The sequence below is a fragment of the Zobellella denitrificans genome (genome assembly GCF_002237365.1).
Taxonomy (GTDB): Bacteria; Pseudomonadota; Gammaproteobacteria; order Enterobacterales; family Aeromonadaceae; genus Oceanimonas; species Oceanimonas denitrificans.
The window spans coordinates 22,298-43,679 of the sequence record NZ_NMUO01000004.1 but is presented as its reverse complement, the minus strand read 5'-3'; the positions used below and the strand labels follow the sequence as shown (position 1 = coordinate 43,679).

Below are 21,382 nucleotides of genomic sequence, written 5' to 3'. Positions count from 1 at the left end.
TATGTCTCTACTGGACTATTTTCGTTCAAGAAAGCCCCAGAACAGCGCCAAGATCGCCAAAGAGCGCCTGCAGATCATTGTTGCCCACGAACGTAGCCAGCGGGATACCCCGGATTATCTGCCGCAGTTGAAACAGGATATATTGGACGTTATCCGTAAATACGTGGACATCGATCTCGATCAGATCTCGGTCCAGCTCGATCAGAAAGGGGATAACCTGTCGGTGCTGGAGCTGAACATCATGCTGCCCGAGCCGGAAGACAAGGATAAGGACAAAGACAAGGCCAGCCTGTAAAGGACAAGGGGCGCCCAGGCGCCCCCTTTTCTTATTCTACCGGAGCCGGGCGCCCAGCAGCTCGCCGCGCCAGCCCTGCAACAGTGCCGGGATGACGTCTTCGGCTTCTTCCAGCCGCCACTTCCAGCTCAGGTACTGGTGGATCAGCCGCTTGGACGCGATCAGCTCCGCCGGCACGCCGGCATCTTCCCCCGCCTGCTCGACCAGTCCCTTGATGCGCTTGAGTTCGCCCTTGTACCCCGGATAATCCACCAGCCGCCTGACCGGCTCGGGCCAGCTGTCGGGGCTGGCCAGCGCTTCCTGCACCAGCGCCAGCAGGGTATCGCCGTGACGCTTGATCTCCATCGGCTCCAGTCCCAGCCGGTTGAGATCGGACAGGGAACGCGGCGCCCGCTCAGCCACCTGCACCAGGTGGGCCTCCTTGACCACGAAGTTCACCGCCAGATCCCGCCGCCGGGCCTCGAGCAGCCGCCACTGGCAAAGGCGCTGCAGTACGCCCAGGGCCTGCCGGTCCAGGGTCCAGGCATTCTTGATGTCCAGGTAGGCCAGCTCCGGCGGGGTGCTGACGCTGCGCCGCTTCACCGTCCACTCGCATTCCTGCTCGAACCAGGCGGTAAAGCCTTTCTGCTCAAGCTGCTGCCACAGCCGCTCGTACAGCGGGTAGAGGTAGATGACATCGTCGGCGGCGTAGCGCAATTGCTCGGCCGACAGGGGACGGGCCAGCCAGTCGGTGCGGGCATGGGCCTTGTCCAGGCTGACACCCAGCAACTGCTCGACCAGGGCGGCAAAACCGAGCTGGGCACCGAGTCCGAGGAAGGCCGCCGCCAGCTGGGTATCGTGCACCCGGGCCGGCAGGGCGCCACTCTGGTGCTGGAACAGCTCCAGATCCTCGCCGCCGGCGTGCAGCAGGCAGATCCGGCCCGGATCGTGCAGCAGCCGCCACAAGGGCGAGAGATCGGCCACCGCCAGCGGGTCGATCAGGGCGGTGCGGCGACCATCGTGCAACTGGTAGAGGCCGGGCTTGGCGTAGAAGGTACGGGTACGGACGAACTCGGTATCCACCGCCAGCAGGGTGGCGTCGGTGGCGCAGAAGTCGGCCAGGGTCTGGTTATCGGTGATCACTGTATAGGTCATGGGTGCTCGATTACGGCAAGACAGAATCCGGGCTGGGCGCCGAAACGCACGGGCCAGCTCCGCCGGGCGCCGCCGGGATGGTTATCGGGCGCCCGGGGTTGCCGCTCAGGCAGCCCTGTCCCTCAGTTCCCGGCGCAATATCTTGCCGACATTGGTTTTGGGCAATTCGTCGCGAAATTCTATCACCTTAGGCACCTTATAGGCAGTGAGATGTTGCCGGCAGTGCCTGATCAGCGCTTTTTCGTCCAGCTCGCCGCCCGGCTTTTTCACCACCACCAGCTTGACCATCTCGCCGGTCTCCTTGTGGGGCACGCCCACCGCCGCCGCCTCCAGTACCGCCTGGTGCAGCATGGCCACGTCCTCGATCTCGTTGGGGAAGACGTTGAAGCCCGACACCAGTATCATGTCCTTCTTGCGATCCACTATCTTCAGGAAGCCCTGCTCGTCCATGGTGGCGATGTCGCCGGTGCGCAGCCAGCCGTCGTGGAAAGTCGAGTCGTCGGCCCCGCTCTGCCCCCAGTAGCCACTCATCACCTGGGGCCCTCTCACCTCCATCTCGCCCGGAGTCTGGCTCAGGGTGATGACCTCGCCCTCCTCGTCCACCAGCCGCACCTCGGTGGAGCACACCGGCAGGCCGATGGAGCCGTTGTAACCGTCCATGTCGTAGGGGCAGACGGTCACCAGCGGCGAGCATTCGGTCAGGCCGTAGCCCTCCAGCAGCTTGCTGCCGGTGATCGCCTGCCACTGCTCGGCCACCGCCCGCTGCACCGACATACCGCCGCCGATGGTCAGCTTCAGGCTGCCGAAGTCGTGGCCCTGGAAGTCCGGGTTGTTCACCAGGGCGTTGAACAGGGTATTGACCCCGGTCAGGCAGGTGAAATCGAAACCCTTGAGCGTCTTGACGAAGCCGGGAATGTCCCGCGGATTGGTGATCAGCAGGTTCTGGGCACCCAGGCGCAGAAACAGCAGGCCGTTTACCGTGAGCGCGAACACATGGTAGAGCGGCAGGGCGGTGACCACCCGCTCCTTGCCCTCGTCCAGCACGGGGCCATAGACCCCCAGGCACTGCTCCACGTTGGCCAGCATGTTGCGGTGGCTGAGCATGGCCCCCTTGGACAGGCCGGTGGTGCCGCCGGTGTACTGCAGAAAGGCCAGGCTGTCGCCGGACAGCTCGGGCCGGCGGTAGTCCATGGCCCGTCCCCTGGCCATGGCCTCCTGGTAGCCGACCCAGGCCGGCAGATGGTGGCGGGGCACCATCTTCTTGATGTGCCTGACCACAAAGTTCAGCAAGGTGCCCTTCACCAGCCCCAGGTGATCGCCCATCCGGGTCAGGATCACCCGCTCCACCGCCGTCTGCCTGATGGCCTTGTCCAGGGTATGGGCGAAGTTCTCCACGATGACGATGGCGCGAGCGCCGGAATCCCGCAGCTGGTGCTCGAGCTCGCGGGCGGTGTAAAGCGGGTTGACGTTGACCACCACCAGGCCGGCGCGCAGGGCACCGAACAGGCAGACCGGATACTGCAGCAGGTTGGGCATCATCAGCGCGATGCGCTCGCCGGGCGCCAGCCCCAGCCCCTGCTGCAGGTAGGCGGCGAAGTCCCGGGACAACCGGTCCAGCTCCCGGTAACAGAGGGTCTGGCCGAAGTTGGTGTAGGCCGGCTTGTCGGCGTGGGCCGCGACGCTCTGCTCGAACATCTCCACCAGGGAGGCGAAGCGATCCGCGTCTATCTCGGCGGGCACATCCTCCGGGTAGCGGCGCAGCCAGGGTTTGTCGGATAAGGGCGCCGGCTGGACGCCGGACGGGATCTGTTCCATATCAGTCTCCTGCGACAGGGGGGTGACTTTAAATCAACAGTTTAAAGCTTTAGCTCTAAAAGTTACCCGCACAGCGCAACAAAAACAACGAAATTTTAACAAGGATGTGATGAAACCAACGTCAGCGGCGCCGGTGATGCCAATGCCGGATCTGGCGCCGCTGCTGGCGCTGCCGGCGCCGGCGGTACAGCAGCGTCCGGTGGAAGGGGCGTTGCGGATAAAGCAGCAGGGATCCTTCCTGCTCCTCCTGCTGCGGTTCTGGTAAGTTTGCCACCCTGGCTCCTGTCAGCGGCCGGGCAGTTTCTGCCAGGTCACCTTGTCCCTCAGATAGACGGGCCGGGCGTCGGCGGCGGCAACCCCCTCCCCGGCCTGCAATGCCTGCAGCGCCCGGGGCAGCATGTCCCGCGCCTCGGGAAAGGGCACCGCCTCGCACCGCTGCCCGACCCGTGCTGCCAGTTCAGGATAGGTGACAAAGCCGCTGCCGGCACCCTGCTCCCAGGACGAAGGGGTGCCGGCCAGGTAGTCGGCCGGGGCCAGTACCTGCTCTTCCTCCTCGACCACCATGACGCCCTGGTGCAGGCGAAAACCGCCGACGTAAACCTCTCCCATGCGGGCATCGATGGCGGCCAGCGCCCGTTCGCACCCGCTCTGCCGGTGTGCGCCCTGGGCCAGGGCCTGCAGGTTGGAAACCCCAAGCAACGGCAAGTCGGCGCCGAAAGCCAGGCCCTGGGCGATCCCTAAGGTGATGCGCACCCCGGTAAAGGAGCCCGGTCCCCGGCCGAAGGCCAGGCCGTCGAGCTGGCCGAGCGTGATCCCGGCGTCGGCCAGCAGTTCGCTCACCATCGGCAGGATCAGATCCGTATGCCCCCGGGGGGCAACCTGATAGCGGCAAAGCACCTCGCCCTGCAGCCAGAGGGCGGCGGAGCAGGCTTCGGTGGCGGTGTCGATGGCCAGTAGTCGGGTCATGCTGTCTGTTACTCCAAGGTTGATAGAAATTCGGCCACCCGCTCCAGGGAGCGGGTACGCGGCATGGCCGGCAGGCTCCTGATAAAGTCGGCGCCGTAGGCCCGGTTGACCAGGCGTCCGTCGGTGATCACCAGCACGCCCCTGTCCTGCACGTCCCGGATCAACCGCCCCACCCCCTGCTTGAGGGTGATGATGGCCTTGGGCAACTGGACCCGGGCGAAGCCGTCCTCGCCCCGCCGCCGGCAATCCTCCAGCCGGGCGCTGAGCAGGGGATCGTCCGGCGCGCTGAAGGGCAGCTTGTCGATCACCACGCACTGCAGGGCGTCGCCGCGCACGTCTATGCCTTCCCAGAAGCTGCCGGTGGCCACCAGCACCGCCCGGCCGTCCTGGCCGAACTGCTCCAGCAGCCGCACCTTGTTGTCCTCCCCCTGTACCAGCACGGTACGGTCGAGCCGGGCGCGCAGCACCTCGGCCACCTCGTTCATCACCTGGTAGCTGGTGCAGAGGAAGAAGCTGCCCCCCGGCACCCGGGCCAGGGTGTCGACCAGGGTGTTGGCCAACACCCGGCCGCGGCCGGGCCCGTTGGTCTCGGGCAGGTAGCGGGGCACGCACAGACGGGACTGGCGAGGGTAATCAAAAGGGCTGTCCAATTGCAAGGTGCGGCAGCGTTCGAGCCCGAGATCGGCGCAAAAGTGGGCGAAACTGTCGCCCACCGCCAGGGTGGCGGAGGTGAAGACCCAGCTCACGCCCTCCTTGGCCAGCTCGGCGGCAAAGCGCTCCGCCACCGACAGCGGCGTCTTGTGCAGGCTGACGTGCAGCCGGCTGCAGTCGAACCAGTAGGAATAGCCGTTTTCCTCGACCCGGGTCAGCGACTCCAGCTGGGTGCGCAGGCCGATCAGCCGCTCGAAGCACTGGTCGAGCTGCTCGCCCCGCCCCAGGCCGAGCTTGAGCACCTCGTAGCAGAATTCCAGGCTTTCCCGAAGACGCGCCAGCGCCTGGGCCACGGCGGGACGGGCCAGCATGGGCCTCAGCTGGCCGCGGCCCGCCTCCAGCCCGAAAGCGAGTCGCAGATCCTGGGCGCTGCGCTCCAGTTGATCCGCGGCCTTGCCCAGCTGCGCCATGTCCCTGGCCTCCACCTTCTGGGCCAGGCGCAGATCCCGCGCCAGTTCCACGAACTGGCGGCTGGACTGGCTCTGGCCGAAGTACTGGCCGGCGATCTCCGGCAACTGGTGGGCCTCGTCCAGGATATAGGCCTCGGCGTCGGGGATCAGCTGGCCGAAGCCGGTGTCCCGTACCGCCATGTCGGCGAAGAACAGATGATGGTTGACCACCACCACCTGGGCCTCCATCGCCCTGGCCCTGGCCTTGACCAGGTGGCAGTCCTGGTAATGGCCGCAGTCGCGCCCCAGGCAGTTGTCGTTGGTGCTGGTGATGAGCGGCAGTATCTCGCTGCGTTCGGGCAGGCCCGGAATGTCACCCACGTCGCCGCTGGTGGTCAGCGGGGCGAAGCGCCTGACCTTTTGCAGATCCGCCAGGCCCTCGGGCGACAGCCCGGGCACGGCATCGTTCAACAGCGCCAGCCGCTCCAGGCAGAGGTAGTTGGCCCGCCCCTTGAGCAGGGCCACCGGATGATGGTAGGCCATGGCCCCGACCAGGGTCGGCAGATCCCGGTGGAACAGCTGCTCCTGCAGGTTGCGCGAACCGGTGCTGAGCACCACCTTCTTGCCCGCCGCCAGCACCGGCGCCAGGTAGGCGTAGGTCTTGCCGGTGCCGGTGCCCGCTTCGACGACCAGGGGAACCTGGTCGTCCAGCGCCCGGGCCACCGCCGCCGCCATGGCCACCTGAGCCGCCCTGGGGGTAAAACCGTCGATGGCCCGGGCCAGGGGGCCCTGCTCGGCAAAAAGCGTTGAACTGTTCTGATCGTCCACGGCAAGCTGTATCCGCTGGCAAAAAACCGATGATAGCAAAATAGCGCCGCGACGGGCAGGCTCCGGCGGCTTCAGGGCGCCGGGTCTTCGCTTTGCTGCCGCCGGCGCCAGGTCGCCGGCGGCAGCCCGAAGACACGCTTGAAAGCCCGGTTGAAGGCCGCCTCGGAGTCGTAGCCCGCCTCGAGGGCAATGCGGGACAGGGGCAAGGCGGATTCCGCCAGTTGCCGGGCCGCCCCCTGCATCCGCCAGCGGGCCAGGTAGGTCATCGGCGGCTCGCCCAGCAGCGTCCGGAACCGTTCGGCAAAGGCCGAGCGCGACAACCCCGCCTCCCGCGCCAGCAGCGTCGTGGTCCAGCGCTGGCCCGGGCGGCCATGCAGCAACCCCAGCGCCCGTCCGACCACGGGATCCCGCAAGCCCGCCAGCCACCCTTGGGAAGTCGTCGGCTGTGCCCGCAGCCAGCCGTTGATCGCCTCGATAAACAGCAGTTCCGCCAGCCGGGCCAGCATCGCCGGGGACTCCAGCCGGCCGCTCGCCAGTTGCCGGGCGGCGAACTGCAGGGAACTCTCGATCCAGTCCCCGGTGGCCGCGTCCGCCACCCTGAGCAGCAGCGCCCCCGGCAGCAGCGGCAGCAAGGGATCCCCCGGCCCATCGCAGCCGAGAAAGCCGCAGAGGATCCGGGCCCGGGGCCCCTCCCCCCCGTAGCGGATGGAGGGCAGGCTCTGCCCTTCCCCAGCCGGCCGGATCAGGCCGTCGACCCCCACCGCCGGCAGCGTCAGGTCGCTGCCCAGGCGGTGCTCGTCGTTGTGGGGCAACAGCACCAGGTGGCCGCGACTCAGGCTGACCGGCGCCTGGCCGGCCAGCTGCAGTTGCAACTGGCCCTCGGTCACGTAGTGGTAGGCGATGAGATGGCGGGGCGTGGCGGAAAACGGATGGCAGTCCTCCGGCCCGACCCGGGCGACGACGCACCAGGGCGCGCCGAATTGCGCATCGAGAAAGAGGCCGCCACTCAGGTGCAGGCCCTGCACTATGTCGGAAATGGGATCCATGGACGGCTCCGAAGGGTCGGCGGATCGGGCAAAAGTCCCGGCGCCCCGCGCATTGTTCAGGCGGTGCCCCGCGCCTAATCTTAGCACAGGAGAGCCGGGGGCCCGCACAGGCGGCCCTGGCTCGGTCAGGTTCGCTTACCGGGAGTCCAACCATGAAGCTCAGCGATCAGCAAGGCAATACCCTCAGCGGCGCCTCGGCGGAGGCCGTCGTCCTGTTCGACCAGGCCGTGACCGCGTTCAACCTCTACCGGGGGGATCCCATCGGCCTGCTCGACCGCGCCCTCGAACTCGCGCCCGACTTCGCCATGGCCGCCATCATGAAGGCGCATATCCTGGCCGGAGCCACCGAGCCGGCGGCCTCGCGCGAGGCCGCCACCCTGGTCCGGCGTCTCGGCGCCATGCGTCTCAACGAACGCGAGGCTTCCCACCTCGGCGCCCTCGGGCTCCTGCTCGACGGACGCTGGACGGCCGCGGCAATCGCCCTCGAGCGGCACAGCATCGACCACCCCAGGGACATGGTGGCGCTGCAATGCGGTCACCTGCTGGACTTCTATCGCGCCAACGCCCGGGCGCTGCGCGATCGGCTGGCCCGCGCCCTGTCCTGCTGGTCGTCCGAGCTGCCGGGCTATTCCGTCCTGCTCGGCATGCATGCCTTCGGGCTGGAGGAGTGCGGTGACTATGGCCGGGCCGAGGAGCGGGGACGGCAGGCCCTGGCGCTGGAGCCCCTCGACTGCTGGGCCCATCACGCCGTGGCCCATGTGATGGAAATGCAGGGCCGGCCCGAAGACGGCATCGGCTGGATGCAGAGCCGGGAATCCTGCTGGTCGGGGGATGACAACTTCTTCAAGGTGCACAACTGGTGGCACCGGGCGCTGTGCCACCTGGAGCTGGGCCAGCCCGACCAGGCCCTGGCGCTCTATGACGGGCCGGTGCGCGAGGGACAGAGCACGGTCGCCCTGGATCTGGTCGACGCCACTGCCCTGTTGTGGCGGCTGCAGCTGGCCGGCCTGGAGCCGGACGCGCGCTGGCGGGAGCTGGCCGAGGTGTGGGAGCAACACGCCGACGGCAGCCTTTATCCCTTCAACGACTGGCACGCGGCCATGGCCTACCTGGGCGCCGGGCAGGAGCAGAAGATCGCCCGGCTGCTGGCCCGGTACCAGGCCAACGAGGACGGCGAAACCGCGGCCTGGGCCCGGGAAACCGGCCGGCCGCTGATCGAGGGCTTCGTCGCCTTCCGGCACGGGGACTACCCGCTGGCGGTGGAGCGGCTCTACGGTGCGCGCCATATCGTCAACCGCTTCGGCGGCAGCCACGCCCAGCGGGACATCATCGACCTGACCCTGGCCGAGGCGGCCCTGCGCGGCGGCTTCGCCCGGCTGGGCGAGGCGCTGGCCCGGGAGCGCCTGGCGCTCAAGCCCCACAGCGGCATCAACCGCAGCCTGCTGGCGAGAAGCCGCACGGCCTTGTCCTGACCCACGGCGGGGCAGTGCCTGCCCCGGGAGGCAACGATGAAACACCTGGCCATGGTCGTGCGCGAAGACGCCTACGACAAGCTGCTGACACCCCTCACCTTCGCCTATACCCAGGCGACACAAGGGGTAGAGGTGGACATGCTGTTCGTGCTCTGGGCGGTGCGGGTGCTGACCCCGGCGGGGGCGGCATCGCGCCGCATCGAGGGGGTCCACGCCGCCGACGATGCCTGGCTGCGCGCCCGCCTGGCGGCGGACGGCGAGCCCACCGAGATCGCCGATTTCCTGCAACTGCTGGCCGACACCGGGCGGGTACGCCTCTACGGCTGCCGCTACGCGGCCCAGACCTTCGAGGTGGCACCGGCCGAGCTGATGCCGGCGGCCACGGGCATCGTCGATCCGGGCTGGTTCCTGTCCGAAAAGGCGCTGAAGGCGGATCACTGCCAGTATTTCTGAACGATGCGCCGGGCTAGCCGCCCGGCACGACGGCCGGCTCGGCACCGGCCACCCCGAACAGCTGGTAGCGGTTCTTGCCCGCCTGCTTGGCCAGGTACATGGCCTGATCCGCATGGCGCAGCAGCAGATCCGGATCCGCATCGTCCCTGGGGTAGAGGGCGACACCGATACTGGCCGACACCTGCAGCGTCCATTCCTGCACCCGGAGCGGCGCGGCGGCGGCCATCAGCAACCGCTCCACCACCGCGATGCAGTCCTCCGCCACCGCCAGGTCGGACAGCACGGCGACAAACTCGTCGCCCCCCAGCCGGGCCAGGGTGTCGTTTTCCCGCAGCACCTCCTGCATCCGCCGGGCCACCCGGATCAGCAGCTCGTCCCCCACCCCGTGGCCATGGCGATCGTTGACCGCCTTGAAGCCGTCCAGATCCAGGTAGATCACCGCGACGGCCCCGCCCTGGCGACGACAGCGGGCCAGGGCCTGCCGCAGGCGGTCCGCCAGCAGCACCCGGTTGGGCAGGCCGGTCAGGGCGTCGCAATGGGCGATGCGCTCCAGCTCCGCCTGGTGGTGCTTGATGGCGGTGATGTCGGAAAACAGCGCCACGAAATTCTGTACCCGGCCGGCGCCGTCCTGCACCGCGCTGATATTGAGCATTTCGGCGTAGAGCTCGCCGTCCTTGCGCCGGTTCCAGAGTTCCCCCTGCCAATGGCCCTGGCCGGCCAGGGCCTGCCACATGCGGGTATAGAATTCCGGCGGCTGCAGGCCCGAACTCAATATCTGCGGCGTCCGGCCCAGCACCTCCGCCCGGCCGTAGCCGGTGATGGCGGTGAAGGCCTCGTTCACCTCGACGATGTGCCCCCGGCTGTCGGTGATCATGATGCCTTCCCGGGCATGGGTGAACACGCTGGCCGCCAGCCGCTGGCGGGCCTCGGCCTGACGTTGCCCCGTGATATCGAAATAGGCGATGACCAGGCTGTAGAGGGGATGATCCAGCGGCGTGGCGCTGACATTGAGCCAGGTGCTGCCGGTGGGGGTTCGCACCTCCATGGCCACGTCGTGCACCGGCCGGCCCTCCGTCATGGCGCGGGTACTGGCATATTCTTCCGGTGGCATCAGGCTGCCGTCGGGCCTGAGTATGGTCCAGGCCTTGTCCTGGTAATTGCGCGCCAGGTGTTCGGCCTTGCTGATGCCCAGCAGCTGTTCCGAGGCGCTGTTGCAATCGATGACCTGCCCCTCCCGGTCGGTCAGGGAGATGCCGATGGGCAGAAACTCGAAGATGGTGCGCAGCCGCTCTTCGTTGCCGGCGATCAGGGCTTCCTGGCGTTTGCGCTGGGTGATGTCCTGGTGGGTACCCGACATTCGCAGCGGCTTGCCGTCGTCCGTCCACTCCACCACCCGTCCCCGGTCCATGATCCAGACCCAGTCGCCGTTCTTGTGGCGCATGCGCGCCTCGCATTCGTAGATCTCCTCCTTGCCGCTGAAGCAGGCCTCCAGCCGCTCGGCCGAACGGGCCAGATCGTCGGGATGGGCCAGTCGCAGCCAGGTGTCGATGCTCACCGGCGCCAGTTCCTCCAGGCGATAGCCCAGGATCTCCGCCCAGCGCTCGTTAAACACGGTTTCCCCTGTTTGCACATACCATTCCCAGGTGCCTATGCTGGTGCCCCAGATCACTTCCTCCAGCCGCCGGCTCTGCTCCCGGAACTGTCGACGGCTCAGGCGAACCTGGCGGTTCTGCCAGATCAGCGCCGCGGTCGAGCCGCTCAACACCACGACCAGCAAGGCCCCCCACAATATCCAGCGGCCGTAGTACTGCCACAGATCCTCGAGGGTCAGCACCGGCTCCAGGTCGAAGGGGGGCAGGCGCAGGCTGCGCGCCAGGTTTTCCACCGGCAGGTAGTCGCCGGGCGGCGCAAAGCCTTCGATGCCGGCGGCCACCGCCGCCGGATGGGGGTGCGCCAGCGCCATCAACGCACTGGCGATGCGGCGTACCTGGCGCGCCTCGACATGGGGCAGGGCCAGGATCGGCCATTCCGGGTAGAGCCGGGTCGACACCGCATAGGGAAAACCGGGCAGGTGCTGGGCGTTGATCACCCTGAACTCGTCCCCGGCGAGCCGGCCTTCGGCCACCAGGGACTCGAGCATGCCGGTGCGGATAAAACCGGCGTCGGCCTGGCCGGCCAGCACCGCCTCCACCACCCGGTCATGGCTGCCCAGCTCGGCCAGGTCTACGCCGCCCGGCAGTTCGATGCCGGCCTGTTTCAGCTCATAGGCCTGCGCCTGGTAGCCGCCAAGAAACTTGATACCCGGAATGGCCAGGCGCCGCCCCCTGAGATCGGCCAGGGTATGGAGATCCTCGCGTTCGGCCCGGCTGATGATGACCCCGCCCAGGGCGCTGGTAGCCAGGCCGCGTTCCCGGCTGATCCGGGTTGCCAGGGCGCCGGTCAGGGCATTCTGACTGCGCAGGATCAGATAATGACTGGGGTTGGTGAACACCAGATCCAGACCGTTGCGGGCCAGCTCCGCCTCCATCTCCTCCTGGTCCAGTGCCTTCAGCACCACCCGGCCATCCTCGAGCTGCTGGCTCAGGTAGTCGACCAGGGGCTGCAGTTGCGCCTCCATCACCGGCTTGTCCCGATAGGCGAACACCCCCAGGGTCAGTATCTCTTCCGCCCGCAGCGGCAAGCACAGCAGCAGGGCGAGCAAGGGGGTCAACAATGACTGTTTCATCCGTGCTCCCGCTCCGATGGCAGCCACAGCGGCGAAAACAGCCCCTGCCGATCATCGGGCCGGGCCAGCAGACCCTGGCCGGCCATCAGCTCGGCCAACAGGGCCGCCGCCTGGGCCAGCTTGCCCTCCCCGTCGACCAGGTAGCGGCGGTTGGCCGACAGCATCGGCAGCACCACGCCCGCCAAGGCCCGCTCGGCCAGGGCATGACTCACGCCCTGGCGGGCGGCGATGCGATAGAGGGCATCCTGGCGGTTGCTGCGGATATGTTCGAGGGCGCGGAAATGGGCGGCCGTCAAAGCCTGCAGCTGTGGCCGCCGGATGCGATCCCGCCGTACCGCCAGCACATCGAAGATGGTGTCCGGCAACTCCCGGCTGTCGAACAGCCGCCGGGCACCCAGTTGCAGCAACTGGCCGGCGGTGGGCTCGTAGGTGATCACCGCGTCCAGCCGCCCTGCGCGCCAGGCCTCGAGCTGCGACTCAGGCGCCAGCTCCACCAGGGTCAACGCCGACGGCGACAGCCCGGCCCGGCGCAGCACCTTGGCCAGCATCAGGGTCCCCAGGGCATTGGGTTCAACCCCGAGTCGCTTGCCGGCCAACTGCTCCAGGCGCTGGATCCCCTCCCTGGCCAGCACCATGTCGGCCCCCGCCGAGACATTGAATACCAGCCCTATGGTCAGGGGCACGCCGGCGCCGCGCGCCAGCAGCACCTCGTCCAGGGTCAGGCAGGCGGCGTCGAGCCGATCCTGCTGCAGTCCCGCCAGGCTGTCGCTGGCACTGGCGCCGCTCTGCAACTGGATAGCCGGCGGCAGCCAGCCGAAGTCACGGGCCAGATAGAGGGTCTCGTAACCGATCCAGGGATGGATGCCAAGGCGCAGGGGCGCGGCGGAGCAGGCGCCCAGCCAGGGCAACAGGGGCAGTGTCGCCAGGCCGGACAGGAAACGACGGCGTTTCATCGGCTCAGGCTCCCGGCAGCCCGGGGCCGGGCTTGAGCGGAAAGCGGGATACCCCAAGGGAAAGGCGGGCGATAAGCGGTGCTCCATGCATCGGGACGAACTGTCATTACTGCTCCATAAAAAAGCGCGCCCTTGGATGGCACGCAAAACGTGGGGATTTTCCCATAGAACGGCTATTCCTGACAGGAGCAAGATCAATCTTCTTATATCAAGGGGGTCAGCCGAAGCTCATGGTGGCAGCGGCAGGGCGGTGCCGGGAACCTGGATATACTCGAACCAGCGCCGGGTGGCGGGGCCGGCGCCGAGGAGCCCGAGCGCCAGAGGAAGATGGAGGCCGACGCCAATAAAAGGATGCCGCCCGGGCCGGTCGAAAAAGTCGCGATCCCGCTCGGCAAAGCCGCGGCTGCCGTAGCCCGCCTGCAGTTCTATCCACCGCAGCGCGTTTCCCTGGGCGCCCCAGGCGTGCAGGGGAAAGGCGAGCAGCCAGCGCGAGCCCGAATAGTCGGTAAAAATGTCGTGGTGCCGGCCCCGGCGCACGGCGGGAGACGGCCAGTACTCCCAGCGGAACTGCACCCGCTCGCGCCAGGCCGGATGGCGCTGGCGCAGGTATTCCAGCCCCACCCCGGCCAGGTTGACCACCTGATCTTCCCAGCTGAAGCCGTGCTCCGGGGAAAAGCCATCGCCCAGCTCGACCGTGGTGGTCAGCAGCAGGCCGCTGAGGGCGCCCAGCCGGGCCGCCTCGGCATCGTCGTAGCCCCAGCGGCGGTAGAGGGCGGCCGACAGGGCCGTGGCCGCGGTGCCGGTATAGGCGTGGCCCAGCTTGTCGGCGCCGCCGTGCTCGGTATCGCGGCCGAACCAGCCCTCGCTCTGGGTGCCGAAGCTGGACTCACCCCAGTCCCACACCGCCACCCCGTAGGCGGTGGCCCCGCCCACTATCGCCAGGTTGAGCGCCCAGGTCTTCTGCTCCCGCGACCAGCCTTGCTCCGGCAAGACCGGCACCTGCGCACCGGCCGGCGGCGCCATCAGCAGCAAGACTATCGACAGCACACTCGATTTGAATGGAGGCATGGGTCACCTTGAGACCGGAAACAGGGCATCCCTAAGTGTAGCGAGCCAGGCCCGGGGTGCCCTTGTCATGGTTCCATCCCGCTTTCCGCCGCCATTTGGTCGCCGCCAGGGAAGCGAATGAAATTCAATATTCAACGCTACCAACTTTCACTACTGCGGAACAAAATCATATTGAATAACAAAAATATGGAGCATATCTCCAAAACCTTGTCCCCGTGGCCCCGCCCCGCCCGTTGCCCGCCGCTGTTCTCCGCCAAGTTTATCCGGCGTCGGGGTTGGCAAAGCCCGCCCGGCTTGCTATGGTGAGCCCAGACCATTAGAGAGATTCAGGTTACGCCTTTATATGAACTTCCTGCACAACGCCAAGCACCATCATCATCCCGACTAGTCTTTCAGGATACTTATTCTGGAAGACCTTGCGCTTGGCGGCTTCCAGCAGGACAGAAATACCAGACCCTCGGAAGCTACCCTTCCGGGGGTTTTTCGTTTTACGGCTTTACGGTTTATCACAAGGAACACAGCACATGACATTGGATCAGAATCGCCTTCGCATCGCCCTTCAGAAATCCGGCCGCCTCAGCACCGACTGCCAGCAGTTGCTGAAAGGCTGCGGCGTCAAGCTCAACCTGCGCGAGCAGCGCCTTATCGCCCACGCCGAAAACATGCCCATCGATCTGCTGCGGGTGCGGGACGACGATATCCCCGGCCTGGTGATGGACGGCGTGGTCGATCTCGGCATCGTCGGCGAAAACGTGCTGGAAGAAACCGTGATGGAGCGCCAGGCCACCGGCCAGTCCGCCGAATACAGCGTGCTCAAGCGGCTCGACTTCGGCGGCTGCCGGCTGTCGCTGGCGGTGGCCGAGGAGTTCGACTACCAGGGTCCCAAGAGCCTGGAAGGTAAGCGCATCGCCACCTCCTACCCCTGGCTGCTGAAGCGTTACATGGACAGCCAGGGCGTCAAGTTCAAGAGCGTGATGCTGAACGGCTCGGTGGAAGTAGCCCCCCGCGCCGGCCTGGCCGACGCCATCTGTGACCTGGTGTCCACCGGCGCCACCCTGGAGGCCAACGGCCTGGTGGAAACCGATGTCATCTACCGTTCCAAGGCGGTGCTGATCCAGAGCGCCAATCCGCTGGCCGCCAACAAGCAGAAGGTCATCGACAAGCTGCTGCCCCGCATCCAGGGCCTGCAGCAGGCGCGGGAAAGCAAGTACATCATGCTGCACGCGCCCCAGGACAAGCTGGAAGAAGTGATTGCCCTGATGCCCGGCGCCGAGCGCCCCACCATCATGCAGCTGGCCGGCGAAACCAAGCAGGTGGCCATCCATGTGGTCAGCACCGAGGATCTGTTCTGGGAAACCATGGAAGGCCTCAAGGCCCTGGGCGCCTCTTCCATCCTGGTGCTGCCCATCGAGAAGATGATGGAGTAAACCATGCAAACCTTCGACTGGAACCGACTGAGCAAGCAAGAGCAGGCCGACGCCCTGCGCCGCCCCGCCCTGGCCCAGGGCGGGCGTGACGCCCAGGTGGCGGATATCATCGAAAAAGTGCGCGCCGGCGGCGATGCCGCCCTGCGGGAACTGACCCGCACCCTGGACAAGGTGGAACTCGAGCGCCTGCAGCTGACCGAGGAGGACATCGCGGCCGCCGGCAGCCGGGTGAGCGAGGAGCTGAAAGCCGCCATCGAGCTCGCCATCGACAATATCGAGGCCTTCCACCGGGCCCAGCTCCCCAGCCCCGTGGTGCTGGACACCAAACCGGGGGTACGCTGCGAGCTGCACTACCAGCCCATCGAAAAGGTCGGCCTCTATGTGCCCGGCGGCAGCGCGCCCCTGGTGTCCACCGTGATGATGCTGGCCATCCCGGCCAGGCTCGCCGGCTGCGAGCGGGTGGTGCTGTGCTCGCCGCCGCCGGTGAACGACGCCATCGTCTATACCGCCCGGCGCTGCGGCGTGGACGCCATCTATAGCCTGGGCGGCGCCCAGGCGGTGGCCGCCCTGGCCTACGGCACCGAGACGGTGACCAAGGTGGACAAGATCTTCGGCCCGGGCAACGCCTGGGTGACCGAGGCCAAGGGCCAGGTGTCCGGTGATGTGGACGGCGCCGCCATCGACATGCCCGCCGGCCCCTCGGAAGTGCTGGTGATCGCCGACGAGTCCGCCGACGCCGCCTTTATCGCCTCGGATCTGCTGTCCCAGGCCGAGCACGGCCCCGACTCCCAGGTGATACTGGTCACCCCCAGCCGCGCCCTGGCCGAGCGGGTGGATGCCGCCCTGGCCGAACAGCTGGCCGCCCTGTCCCGGGCCGACATCGCCCGCCGGGCCCTGGCCGAGAGCCGCACCTTTATCTGCGACGATCTGGCCCAGGCCGTCGCCATCTCCAACGCCTACGCCCCCGAGCACCTCATCGTGCAGACCGAAGACCCGCGCGCCCTGCTGCCCAAACTCAGGAACGCCGGCTCCATCTTCCTCGGCGCCTGGACCCCGGAGTCGGTGGGCGACTATGCCAGCGGCACCAACCACACCCTGCCCACCTACGGCTATGCCCGCACCTGCTCCAGCCTGGGGCTGGCCGACTACCAGCGCCGCTACACGGTGCAGGAGCTGAGCCCGGCGGGACTGCAAGCCATAGGTCCGGCGGTGGAGCTGCTCGCCGCCACCGAAACCCTGGATGCCCACAAAAACGCGGTCAGCCTGCGGCTGGCCAAACTGGAGAAACAAGCATGAGCCTCACCCAACTGGCCCGCGCCCAGGTTCAGGCGCTCACCCCCTACCAGTCCGCCCGCCGCATCGGCGGCCAGGGCCACATCTGGCTGAACGCCAACGAGGCGGCCGACAGCGGCGACTTCCGTCTGGACTGCTCGCGCCTGAACCGCTACCCCGAGTGCCAGCCGCCCGCGGTGATCAACGGCTATGCCGGCTACGCCGGTGTGGCCCCCGAGCAGGTGCTGGTCAGCCGCGGCGGCGACGAAGGCATCGAGCTGCTGATCCGCACCTTCTGCGAGCCGGGCCGTGACAGCATCATCATCTGCACCCCCACCTACGGCATGTACGCCATCAGCGCCGAGACCAACGGCGTGGGCATCATCGACGTGCCGCTGAGCGCCTCCCGCCAGCCCGACTTCGACGGCATCATCGACCGCCTGGGCGAGGCCAAGCTGGTGTTCCTGTGCTCGCCCAACAACCCGACCGGCGATCTGGTGGAGCAAAGCGGCCTCATCCGCCTGCTCGAAGCCGCCCGCGGCCGCGCCCTGGTGGTGGTGGACGAGGCCTATATCGAGTTCTGCCCCGCGCACAGCCAGGCCGGCCTGCTGGCCGACTACCCGGAGCTGGTGCTTATCCGCACCCTGTCCAAGGCCTTCGGCCTGGCCGGCATCCGCTGCGGCTTCACCCTGGCCAACCCGGAGGTGGTGCAACTGCTGTTGAAGGTGATCGCCCCCTACCCCATCCCCGAGCCGGTGGCCCAGATTGCCGCCCAGGCCCTGAGCGAGGACGGCCTCACGCGGATGCGCGAGCGGGTGGCGGAGATCAACCGGCTCAAGGCGACGCTTGCCGGGCAACTCGCCGGCAACGCCCAGGTCAAAGAAGTATTCGCCCCCAACGGCAACTACCTGCTGGTCCGCTTCACCCCGGGCAGCGCCGTCTTTGACCGCATGAGCCGGGCGGGTATCATACTGCGTGATTTTTCCAGCAAGCCCGGGCTTGCCGACTGCATTCGTATCACCATCGGCCAAGAGGCCGAAATGGACGCGGTACTGGCCGTACTGCAACAGGAGCAATAAGTGACTAAGGAACGTATTTTATTTATCGACCGCGACGGCACCATGGTGGAAGAGCCGCCGGTCGACAAACAGCTGGACCGGCTCGACAAACTGGCCTTCCTGCCCGGCGTGATCCCGGCCCTGCTCAAGCTGCAGGACGCGGGCTACCGGCTGGTGATGGTCACCAACCAGGACGGCCTGGGCACCGACAGCTTCCCGCAGGAAGACTTCGACGCCCCCCACAACCTGATGATGCAGATCCTGACCTCCCAGGGCGTCAAGTTCGACGACATCCTGATCTGCCCCCACTTCCAGCACGACGACTGCGCCTGCCGCAAGCCGCGCCTGGGGCTGGTCAAGGACTACCTGCAGGCCGGCCGCGTCGACTTCACCGACTCCTGGGTGATCGGCGATCGCGTCACCGACATGCAACTGGCCGAGAACATGGGACTAAAGGGCCTGCACTACGGCCACCACGACCTGGGCTGGCCCGAAATCGTGGTGCGCCTGCTGAGCCGCGGCCGTACCGCCGAGGTGATCCGCACCACCAAGGAAACCGACATCCGCGTCAAGCTGGATCTGGATAGACGCGGTGGCAGCAAGATCAGCACCGGCCTGCACTTCTTCGACCACATGCTGGATCAAATCGCCACCCACGGCGGCTTTTATCTGGAAGTGGCGGTCGAGGGCGACCTGCACATCGACGACCACCACACGGTGGAAGACACCGCCCTGGCCCTGGGCGAGGCACTGCGCAAGGCGCTCGGCAACAAGCGCGGCATCGGCCGCTTCGGTTTCGTGCTGCCCATGGACGAGTGCGAGGCGGCCATCACCCTGGACTTGTCCGGCCGTCCCTATATGAAGTTCGAGGGCCAGTTCCGCCAGGACAAGGCCGGCGATCTGTCGGTGGAGATGGTGCCCCACTTCTTCCGGAGTTTAAGCGACAGCCTGGCCGCCAATATTCACCTCAAGGTGACCGGCGACAATACCCACCACATGGTGGAGAGCCTGTTCAAGGGTTTCGGCCGCGCCCTGCGCCAGGCCATCCGGGTGGAAGGCGATGATCTGCCGTCGAGCAAGGGGGTACTGTGAAGGTCGTCATTATCGATACCGGCTGCGCCAACCTGTCCTCCGTGCGCTACGCCATCGAGCGCCTGGGCTACCAGGTACAGGTGAGCAAGGATCCGGAGGTGGTGCTGGGGGCCGACAAGCTGTTCCTGCCCGGCGTGGGCACCGCCCGCGAGGCGATGAAGAACCTGCGCGAGCGCGGCCTGGTGGAACTCATCAACCGGCTGCACCAGCCGGTGCTGGGTATCTGCCTCGGCATGCAGATGCTGGTCAACCGCTCAGAGGAAGGCGACGTCGAGTGCCTCGGCAAGATCGACGCCGACTGCACCAAGCTGGTGGGCGGCGACGGTATCCGCCTGCCGCACATGGGCTGGAACCAGATCACTCCCCTGCCCGGCCACCCGCTGTTCAAGGACATTCCCGACGGCAGCTTCTTCTACTTCGTGCACTCCTACGCGGTGCCGGTGGGCGAATACACCCTGGCCTCCTGCCAGTATGGCCAGGCCTTCAGCGCCGCCATCGGCCAGGAGAACTTCTTCGGCGTGCAATTCCACCCGGAGCGCTCCGGTGCCGCCGGCGCCCAGTTGCTGAAAAACTTTCTGGAGCTGTAAATGATCATTCCCGCCATAGACCTTATCAATGGCAAGGTGGTGCGCCTGTACCAGGGCGACTACCAGCAGAAAACCGAATACACCGCCTCGCCCCAGGAGCGCTTCGACCTCTATGTGGCCGAAGGCGCCACCCAGCTGCACCTGGTGGATCTGGACGGTGCCAAAAACAGCGACCAGCGCCAGCTTGCCGTGATTAAAAGCCTGATTGAAAACACCGCCGTGCCGGTGCAGATCGGCGGCGGCATCCGCACCGAGCAGGACGTGAAGGATCTGCTCGACATCGGCGCCCAGCGGGTGGTGATCGGCTCCACCGCGGTGAAAAATCCCGAGCTGGTGGCCGGCTGGATCAAGCAGTACGGCCCCGAGCGCATCGTGCTGGCCCTCGACATCAACATCACCCCCGAGGGCGAGAAGAAGATCGCCATCGCCGGCTGGCAGGAAGACAGCGGCATCACCATCGAAGCCCTGCTCGAGCACTATCTGCCCGCGGGCCTGTGCCACGTGCTGTGCACCGACATCTCCAAGGACGGCACCCTGTCCGGCTCCAACGTCGCCCTGTACCGGGAGCTGGCCGCCCGCTACCCCACCATCCTCTGGCAGGCCTCCGGCGGCATCGGCAACATCGGCGACATCGAGGCGCTCAAGGGCACCGGCGTGGCCGGGGTGATCCTGGGCCGCTCCCTGCTCGAGGGCAAGTTCACCGTCAAGGAGGCCATTTCATGCTGGCAAGACGCATAATCCCCTGCCTGGACGTCAAGGACGGCCAGGTGGTCAAGGGCGTGAAGTTCCGCAACCACGAGATCATCGGCGACATCGTGCCCCTGGCCGAGCGCTACGCCGCCGAGGGCGCCGACGAGCTGGTGTTCTACGACATCACCGCCTCCAGCCAGGAGCGGGTGGTGGACAAGAGCTGGGTCAGCCGGGTGGCGGAGGTGATCGACATCCCCTTCTGCGTGGCCGGCGGCATCAAGTCCATCGAGGACGCGGCCCGCATCCTCGAATTCGGCGCCGACAAGATCTCCATCAACTCCCCGGCCCTGGCCAACCCGGCACTGATCACCGAGCTGGCGGACACCTTCGGCGTGCAGTGCATAGTAGTAGGCATCGACTCCTACTATGACGAGGCCAGCGGCCAGTATCAGGTGCACCAGTTCACCGGCGACGAGAGCCGCACCCAGGTGACCAAGTGGAGCACCTTCGACTGGGTGGAAGAGGTGCAGCGGCGCGGCGCGGGCGAAATCGTGCTCAACGTGATGAACCAGGACGGCGTGCGCCAGGGCTACGACATCGAGCAGCTGCTGCGGGTGCGCGCCCTGTGCCAGGTACCGCTGATCGCCTCCGGCGGCGCCGGCGAGATGGTGCATTTCCGCGACGCCTTCCTCGAGGCGGACGTGGACGGGGCCCTCGCCGCTTCCGTGTTCCACAAGGGCATCATCGACATCGGTGAGCTCAAGCAATACCTCAAGCAAGAAGGAGTGGTGATCCGTGATTGACGCCAACCAGCTGGACTGGGACAAGGTCGACGGCCTGATGCCCGCCATCGTGCAGGACTGCCACAGCGGCCGGGTGCTGATGCTCGGCTACATGAACCGGGAAGCGCTGGAAAAGTCCCAGGCCACCGGCCAGGTCACCTTCTTCAGCCGCACCAAAAACCGGCTCTGGACCAAGGGTGAAACCTCCGGCCACGTGCTGCAGCTGCGCGATCTCAGCACCGACTGCGATCAGGACACCCTGCTGGCGATGGTGGAGCCTATCGGCCCCACCTGCCACCTGGGCAACGTGTCCTGTTTCAACGACCAGCAGTTGCCAAGCTTGAGCTTCCTCGCCGAGCTGGAGCAGGTGCTGGCCAGCCGCAAGGGCGCGGATCCGGCCACCAGCTACACCGCCAGCCTCTACGCCAAGGGCACCAAGCGCATCGCCCAGAAGGTGGGCGAGGAAGGGGTGGAAACGGCGCTGGCCGCCACGGTGCACGACCACGAAGAGCTGGTCAGCGAGTCCGCCGACCTGCTCTACCACCTGACCGTGCTGCTGCAGCAGGAAGGGTTGCAGCTGACCGACGTGGTCAATAAGCTGAAAGCGCGGCACAAGTAA

At 66.8% G+C, this 21,382-nt stretch carries 20 protein-coding genes and 1 other annotated feature; of the genes, 12 read left to right on the top strand and 8 right to left on the bottom strand.

Features of this window, described 5'->3' with window-relative positions; translation table 11 throughout:
* Position 1 precedes the first annotated feature (1 nt).
* Positions 2–295, top strand: coding sequence for a cell division topological specificity factor MinE (gene minE / locus CGX12_RS01810; protein ID WP_094038190.1), 294 nt, complete (start codon positions 2–4; stop codon positions 293–295).
* Positions 296–331: 36 nt separating this feature from the next.
* Here the strand turns inward: minE and rnd are convergent, their stop codons facing one another.
* Together rnd and fadD are read right to left on the bottom strand one after the other, a co-directional pair.
* Positions 332–1,429, bottom strand: coding sequence for a ribonuclease D (gene rnd / locus CGX12_RS01805; protein ID WP_094038189.1), 1,098 nt, complete (start codon positions 1,427–1,429; stop codon positions 332–334).
* Positions 1,430–1,534: 105 nt separating this feature from the next.
* Positions 1,535–3,244, bottom strand: a complete 1,710-nt coding sequence (gene fadD, locus CGX12_RS01800) for a long-chain-fatty-acid--CoA ligase FadD (RefSeq protein ID WP_094038188.1) — start codon at positions 3,242–3,244, stop codon at positions 1,535–1,537.
* 109 nt (positions 3,245–3,353) lie between these two features.
* Between fadD and CGX12_RS19795 the strand changes: the two genes are divergently transcribed.
* Positions 3,354–3,509, top strand: coding sequence for a hypothetical protein (locus CGX12_RS19795; protein ID WP_176441978.1), 156 nt, complete (start codon positions 3,354–3,356; stop codon positions 3,507–3,509).
* Positions 3,510–3,529: 20 nt separating this feature from the next.
* On the opposite strand, the gene tsaB is transcribed toward CGX12_RS19795, so the two are convergent.
* The 3 genes from tsaB to CGX12_RS01785 form a co-directional block, all read right to left on the bottom strand.
* A complete protein-coding gene (gene tsaB / locus CGX12_RS01795; RefSeq protein WP_094038187.1) occupies positions 3,530–4,210 on the bottom strand; it encodes a tRNA (adenosine(37)-N6)-threonylcarbamoyltransferase complex dimerization subunit type 1 TsaB in 681 nt (226 codons plus the stop codon).
* Between the two features lie 8 nt (positions 4,211–4,218).
* On the bottom strand, positions 4,219–6,138 hold the full coding sequence (gene yoaA / locus CGX12_RS01790) for a DNA repair helicase YoaA (RefSeq protein ID WP_094038186.1): 1,920 nt from the start codon (positions 6,136–6,138) through the stop codon (positions 4,219–4,221).
* A 71-nt stretch (positions 6,139–6,209) separates the two neighbouring features.
* Positions 6,210–7,184 (bottom strand): AraC family transcriptional regulator, encoded by a 975-nt coding sequence (locus tag CGX12_RS01785; RefSeq protein WP_094038185.1) that lies wholly within the window; start codon positions 7,182–7,184, stop codon positions 6,210–6,212.
* 152 nt (positions 7,185–7,336) lie between these two features.
* Between CGX12_RS01785 and CGX12_RS01780 the strand changes: the two genes are divergently transcribed.
* Together CGX12_RS01780 and CGX12_RS01775 are read left to right on the top strand one after the other, a co-directional pair.
* A complete protein-coding gene (locus CGX12_RS01780) occupies positions 7,337–8,656 on the top strand; it encodes a tetratricopeptide repeat protein (RefSeq protein WP_094038184.1) in 1,320 nt (439 codons plus the stop codon).
* Positions 8,657–8,692: 36 nt separating this feature from the next.
* Positions 8,693–9,109, top strand: coding sequence for a DsrE family protein (locus CGX12_RS01775; RefSeq protein WP_094038183.1), 417 nt, complete (start codon positions 8,693–8,695; stop codon positions 9,107–9,109).
* Positions 9,110–9,122: 13 nt separating this feature from the next.
* Here the strand turns inward: CGX12_RS01775 and CGX12_RS01770 are convergent, their stop codons facing one another.
* The 3 genes from CGX12_RS01770 to CGX12_RS01760 form a co-directional block, all read right to left on the bottom strand.
* Positions 9,123–11,834 (bottom strand): PAS domain S-box protein, encoded by a 2,712-nt coding sequence (locus CGX12_RS01770; RefSeq protein WP_094038182.1) that lies wholly within the window; start codon positions 11,832–11,834, stop codon positions 9,123–9,125.
* Positions 11,831–12,787, bottom strand: coding sequence for an ABC transporter substrate-binding protein (locus CGX12_RS01765; protein WP_094038181.1), 957 nt, complete (start codon positions 12,785–12,787; stop codon positions 11,831–11,833). Before CGX12_RS01765 ends, CGX12_RS01770 begins: the two co-directional genes overlap by 4 nt.
* Positions 12,788–13,015: 228 nt before the next feature.
* Positions 13,016–13,855, bottom strand: a complete 840-nt coding sequence (locus CGX12_RS01760; RefSeq protein ID WP_094038180.1) for a DUF2279 domain-containing protein — start codon at positions 13,853–13,855, stop codon at positions 13,016–13,018.
* Positions 13,856–14,218: 363 nt separating this feature from the next.
* Positions 14,219–14,343 (top strand) — a sequence feature (His leader region).
* Positions 14,344–14,385: 42 nt separating this feature from the next.
* On the opposite strand from CGX12_RS01760, the gene hisG reads away from it, so the two are divergent.
* From hisG to hisIE, 8 genes are read left to right on the top strand one after another with little or no spacing between them, the layout of a single operon-like run.
* Positions 14,386–15,282: an ATP phosphoribosyltransferase gene (hisG, locus tag CGX12_RS01755; RefSeq protein ID WP_094038234.1), complete on the top strand. Its 897-nt coding sequence runs from the start codon at positions 14,386–14,388 to the stop codon at positions 15,280–15,282.
* 3 nt (positions 15,283–15,285) lie between these two features.
* Entirely contained in the window at positions 15,286–16,578 is a 1,293-nt protein-coding gene (gene hisD / locus CGX12_RS01750) for a histidinol dehydrogenase (RefSeq protein ID WP_094038179.1), read from the top strand.
* Positions 16,575–17,633, top strand: coding sequence for a histidinol-phosphate transaminase (gene hisC / locus CGX12_RS01745; protein WP_094038178.1), 1,059 nt, complete (start codon positions 16,575–16,577; stop codon positions 17,631–17,633). Before hisD ends, hisC begins: the two co-directional genes overlap by 4 nt.
* Positions 17,634–18,704 carry a bifunctional histidinol-phosphatase/imidazoleglycerol-phosphate dehydratase HisB gene (hisB, locus tag CGX12_RS01740; protein WP_094038177.1) on the top strand — a complete coding sequence of 357 codons (1,071 nt, stop codon included), beginning with the start codon at positions 17,634–17,636 and terminating at the stop codon, positions 18,702–18,704.
* Positions 18,701–19,291, top strand: coding sequence for an imidazole glycerol phosphate synthase subunit HisH (gene hisH, locus CGX12_RS01735; RefSeq protein WP_094038176.1), 591 nt, complete (start codon positions 18,701–18,703; stop codon positions 19,289–19,291). The genes hisB and hisH overlap by 4 nt, the downstream gene beginning before the upstream one ends.
* Complete coding sequence (gene hisA / locus CGX12_RS01730; protein ID WP_094038175.1) at positions 19,292–20,029, top strand: 1-(5-phosphoribosyl)-5-[(5-phosphoribosylamino)methylideneamino]imidazole-4-carboxamide isomerase; 738 nt, start codon at positions 19,292–19,294, stop codon at positions 20,027–20,029.
* Complete coding sequence (gene hisF, locus CGX12_RS01725; protein ID WP_094038174.1) at positions 20,011–20,784, top strand: imidazole glycerol phosphate synthase subunit HisF; 774 nt, start codon at positions 20,011–20,013, stop codon at positions 20,782–20,784. The genes hisA and hisF overlap by 19 nt, the downstream gene beginning before the upstream one ends.
* Entirely contained in the window at positions 20,777–21,382 is a 606-nt protein-coding gene (gene hisIE, locus CGX12_RS01720; protein ID WP_094038173.1) for a bifunctional phosphoribosyl-AMP cyclohydrolase/phosphoribosyl-ATP diphosphatase HisIE, read from the top strand. The genes hisF and hisIE overlap by 8 nt, the downstream gene beginning before the upstream one ends.

Excerpts from the sequence above, each read along its gene's own strand:
- fadD (WP_094038188.1), bottom strand. The coding sequence starts at position 3,244 with ATGGAACAGATCCCGTCCGGCGTCCAGCCGGCGCCCTTATCCGACAAA.
- CGX12_RS01770 (WP_094038182.1), bottom strand. The coding sequence starts at position 11,834 with ATGAAACAGTCATTGTTGACCCCCTTGCTCGCCCTGCTGCTGTGCTTG.
- tsaB (WP_094038187.1), bottom strand. The coding sequence starts at position 4,210 with ATGACCCGACTACTGGCCATCGACACCGCCACCGAAGCCTGCTCCGCC.
- CGX12_RS01780 (WP_094038184.1), top strand. The coding sequence starts at position 7,337 with ATGAAGCTCAGCGATCAGCAAGGCAATACCCTCAGCGGCGCCTCGGCG.
- CGX12_RS01785 (WP_094038185.1), bottom strand. The coding sequence starts at position 7,184 with ATGGATCCCATTTCCGACATAGTGCAGGGCCTGCACCTGAGTGGCGGC.
- hisD (WP_094038179.1), top strand. The coding sequence starts at position 15,286 with ATGCAAACCTTCGACTGGAACCGACTGAGCAAGCAAGAGCAGGCCGAC.
- hisA (WP_094038175.1), top strand. The coding sequence starts at position 19,292 with ATGATCATTCCCGCCATAGACCTTATCAATGGCAAGGTGGTGCGCCTG.
- CGX12_RS01775 (WP_094038183.1), top strand. The coding sequence starts at position 8,693 with ATGAAACACCTGGCCATGGTCGTGCGCGAAGACGCCTACGACAAGCTG.
- CGX12_RS19795 (WP_176441978.1), top strand. The coding sequence starts at position 3,354 with ATGAAACCAACGTCAGCGGCGCCGGTGATGCCAATGCCGGATCTGGCG.
- hisC (WP_094038178.1), top strand. The coding sequence starts at position 16,575 with ATGAGCCTCACCCAACTGGCCCGCGCCCAGGTTCAGGCGCTCACCCCC.
- rnd (WP_094038189.1), bottom strand. The coding sequence starts at position 1,429 with ATGACCTATACAGTGATCACCGATAACCAGACCCTGGCCGACTTCTGC.
- CGX12_RS01760 (WP_094038180.1), bottom strand. The coding sequence starts at position 13,855 with ATGCCTCCATTCAAATCGAGTGTGCTGTCGATAGTCTTGCTGCTGATG.
- minE (WP_094038190.1), top strand. The coding sequence starts at position 2 with ATGTCTCTACTGGACTATTTTCGTTCAAGAAAGCCCCAGAACAGCGCC.
- hisF (WP_094038174.1), top strand. The coding sequence starts at position 20,011 with ATGCTGGCAAGACGCATAATCCCCTGCCTGGACGTCAAGGACGGCCAG.
- CGX12_RS01765 (WP_094038181.1), bottom strand. The coding sequence starts at position 12,787 with ATGAAACGCCGTCGTTTCCTGTCCGGCCTGGCGACACTGCCCCTGTTG.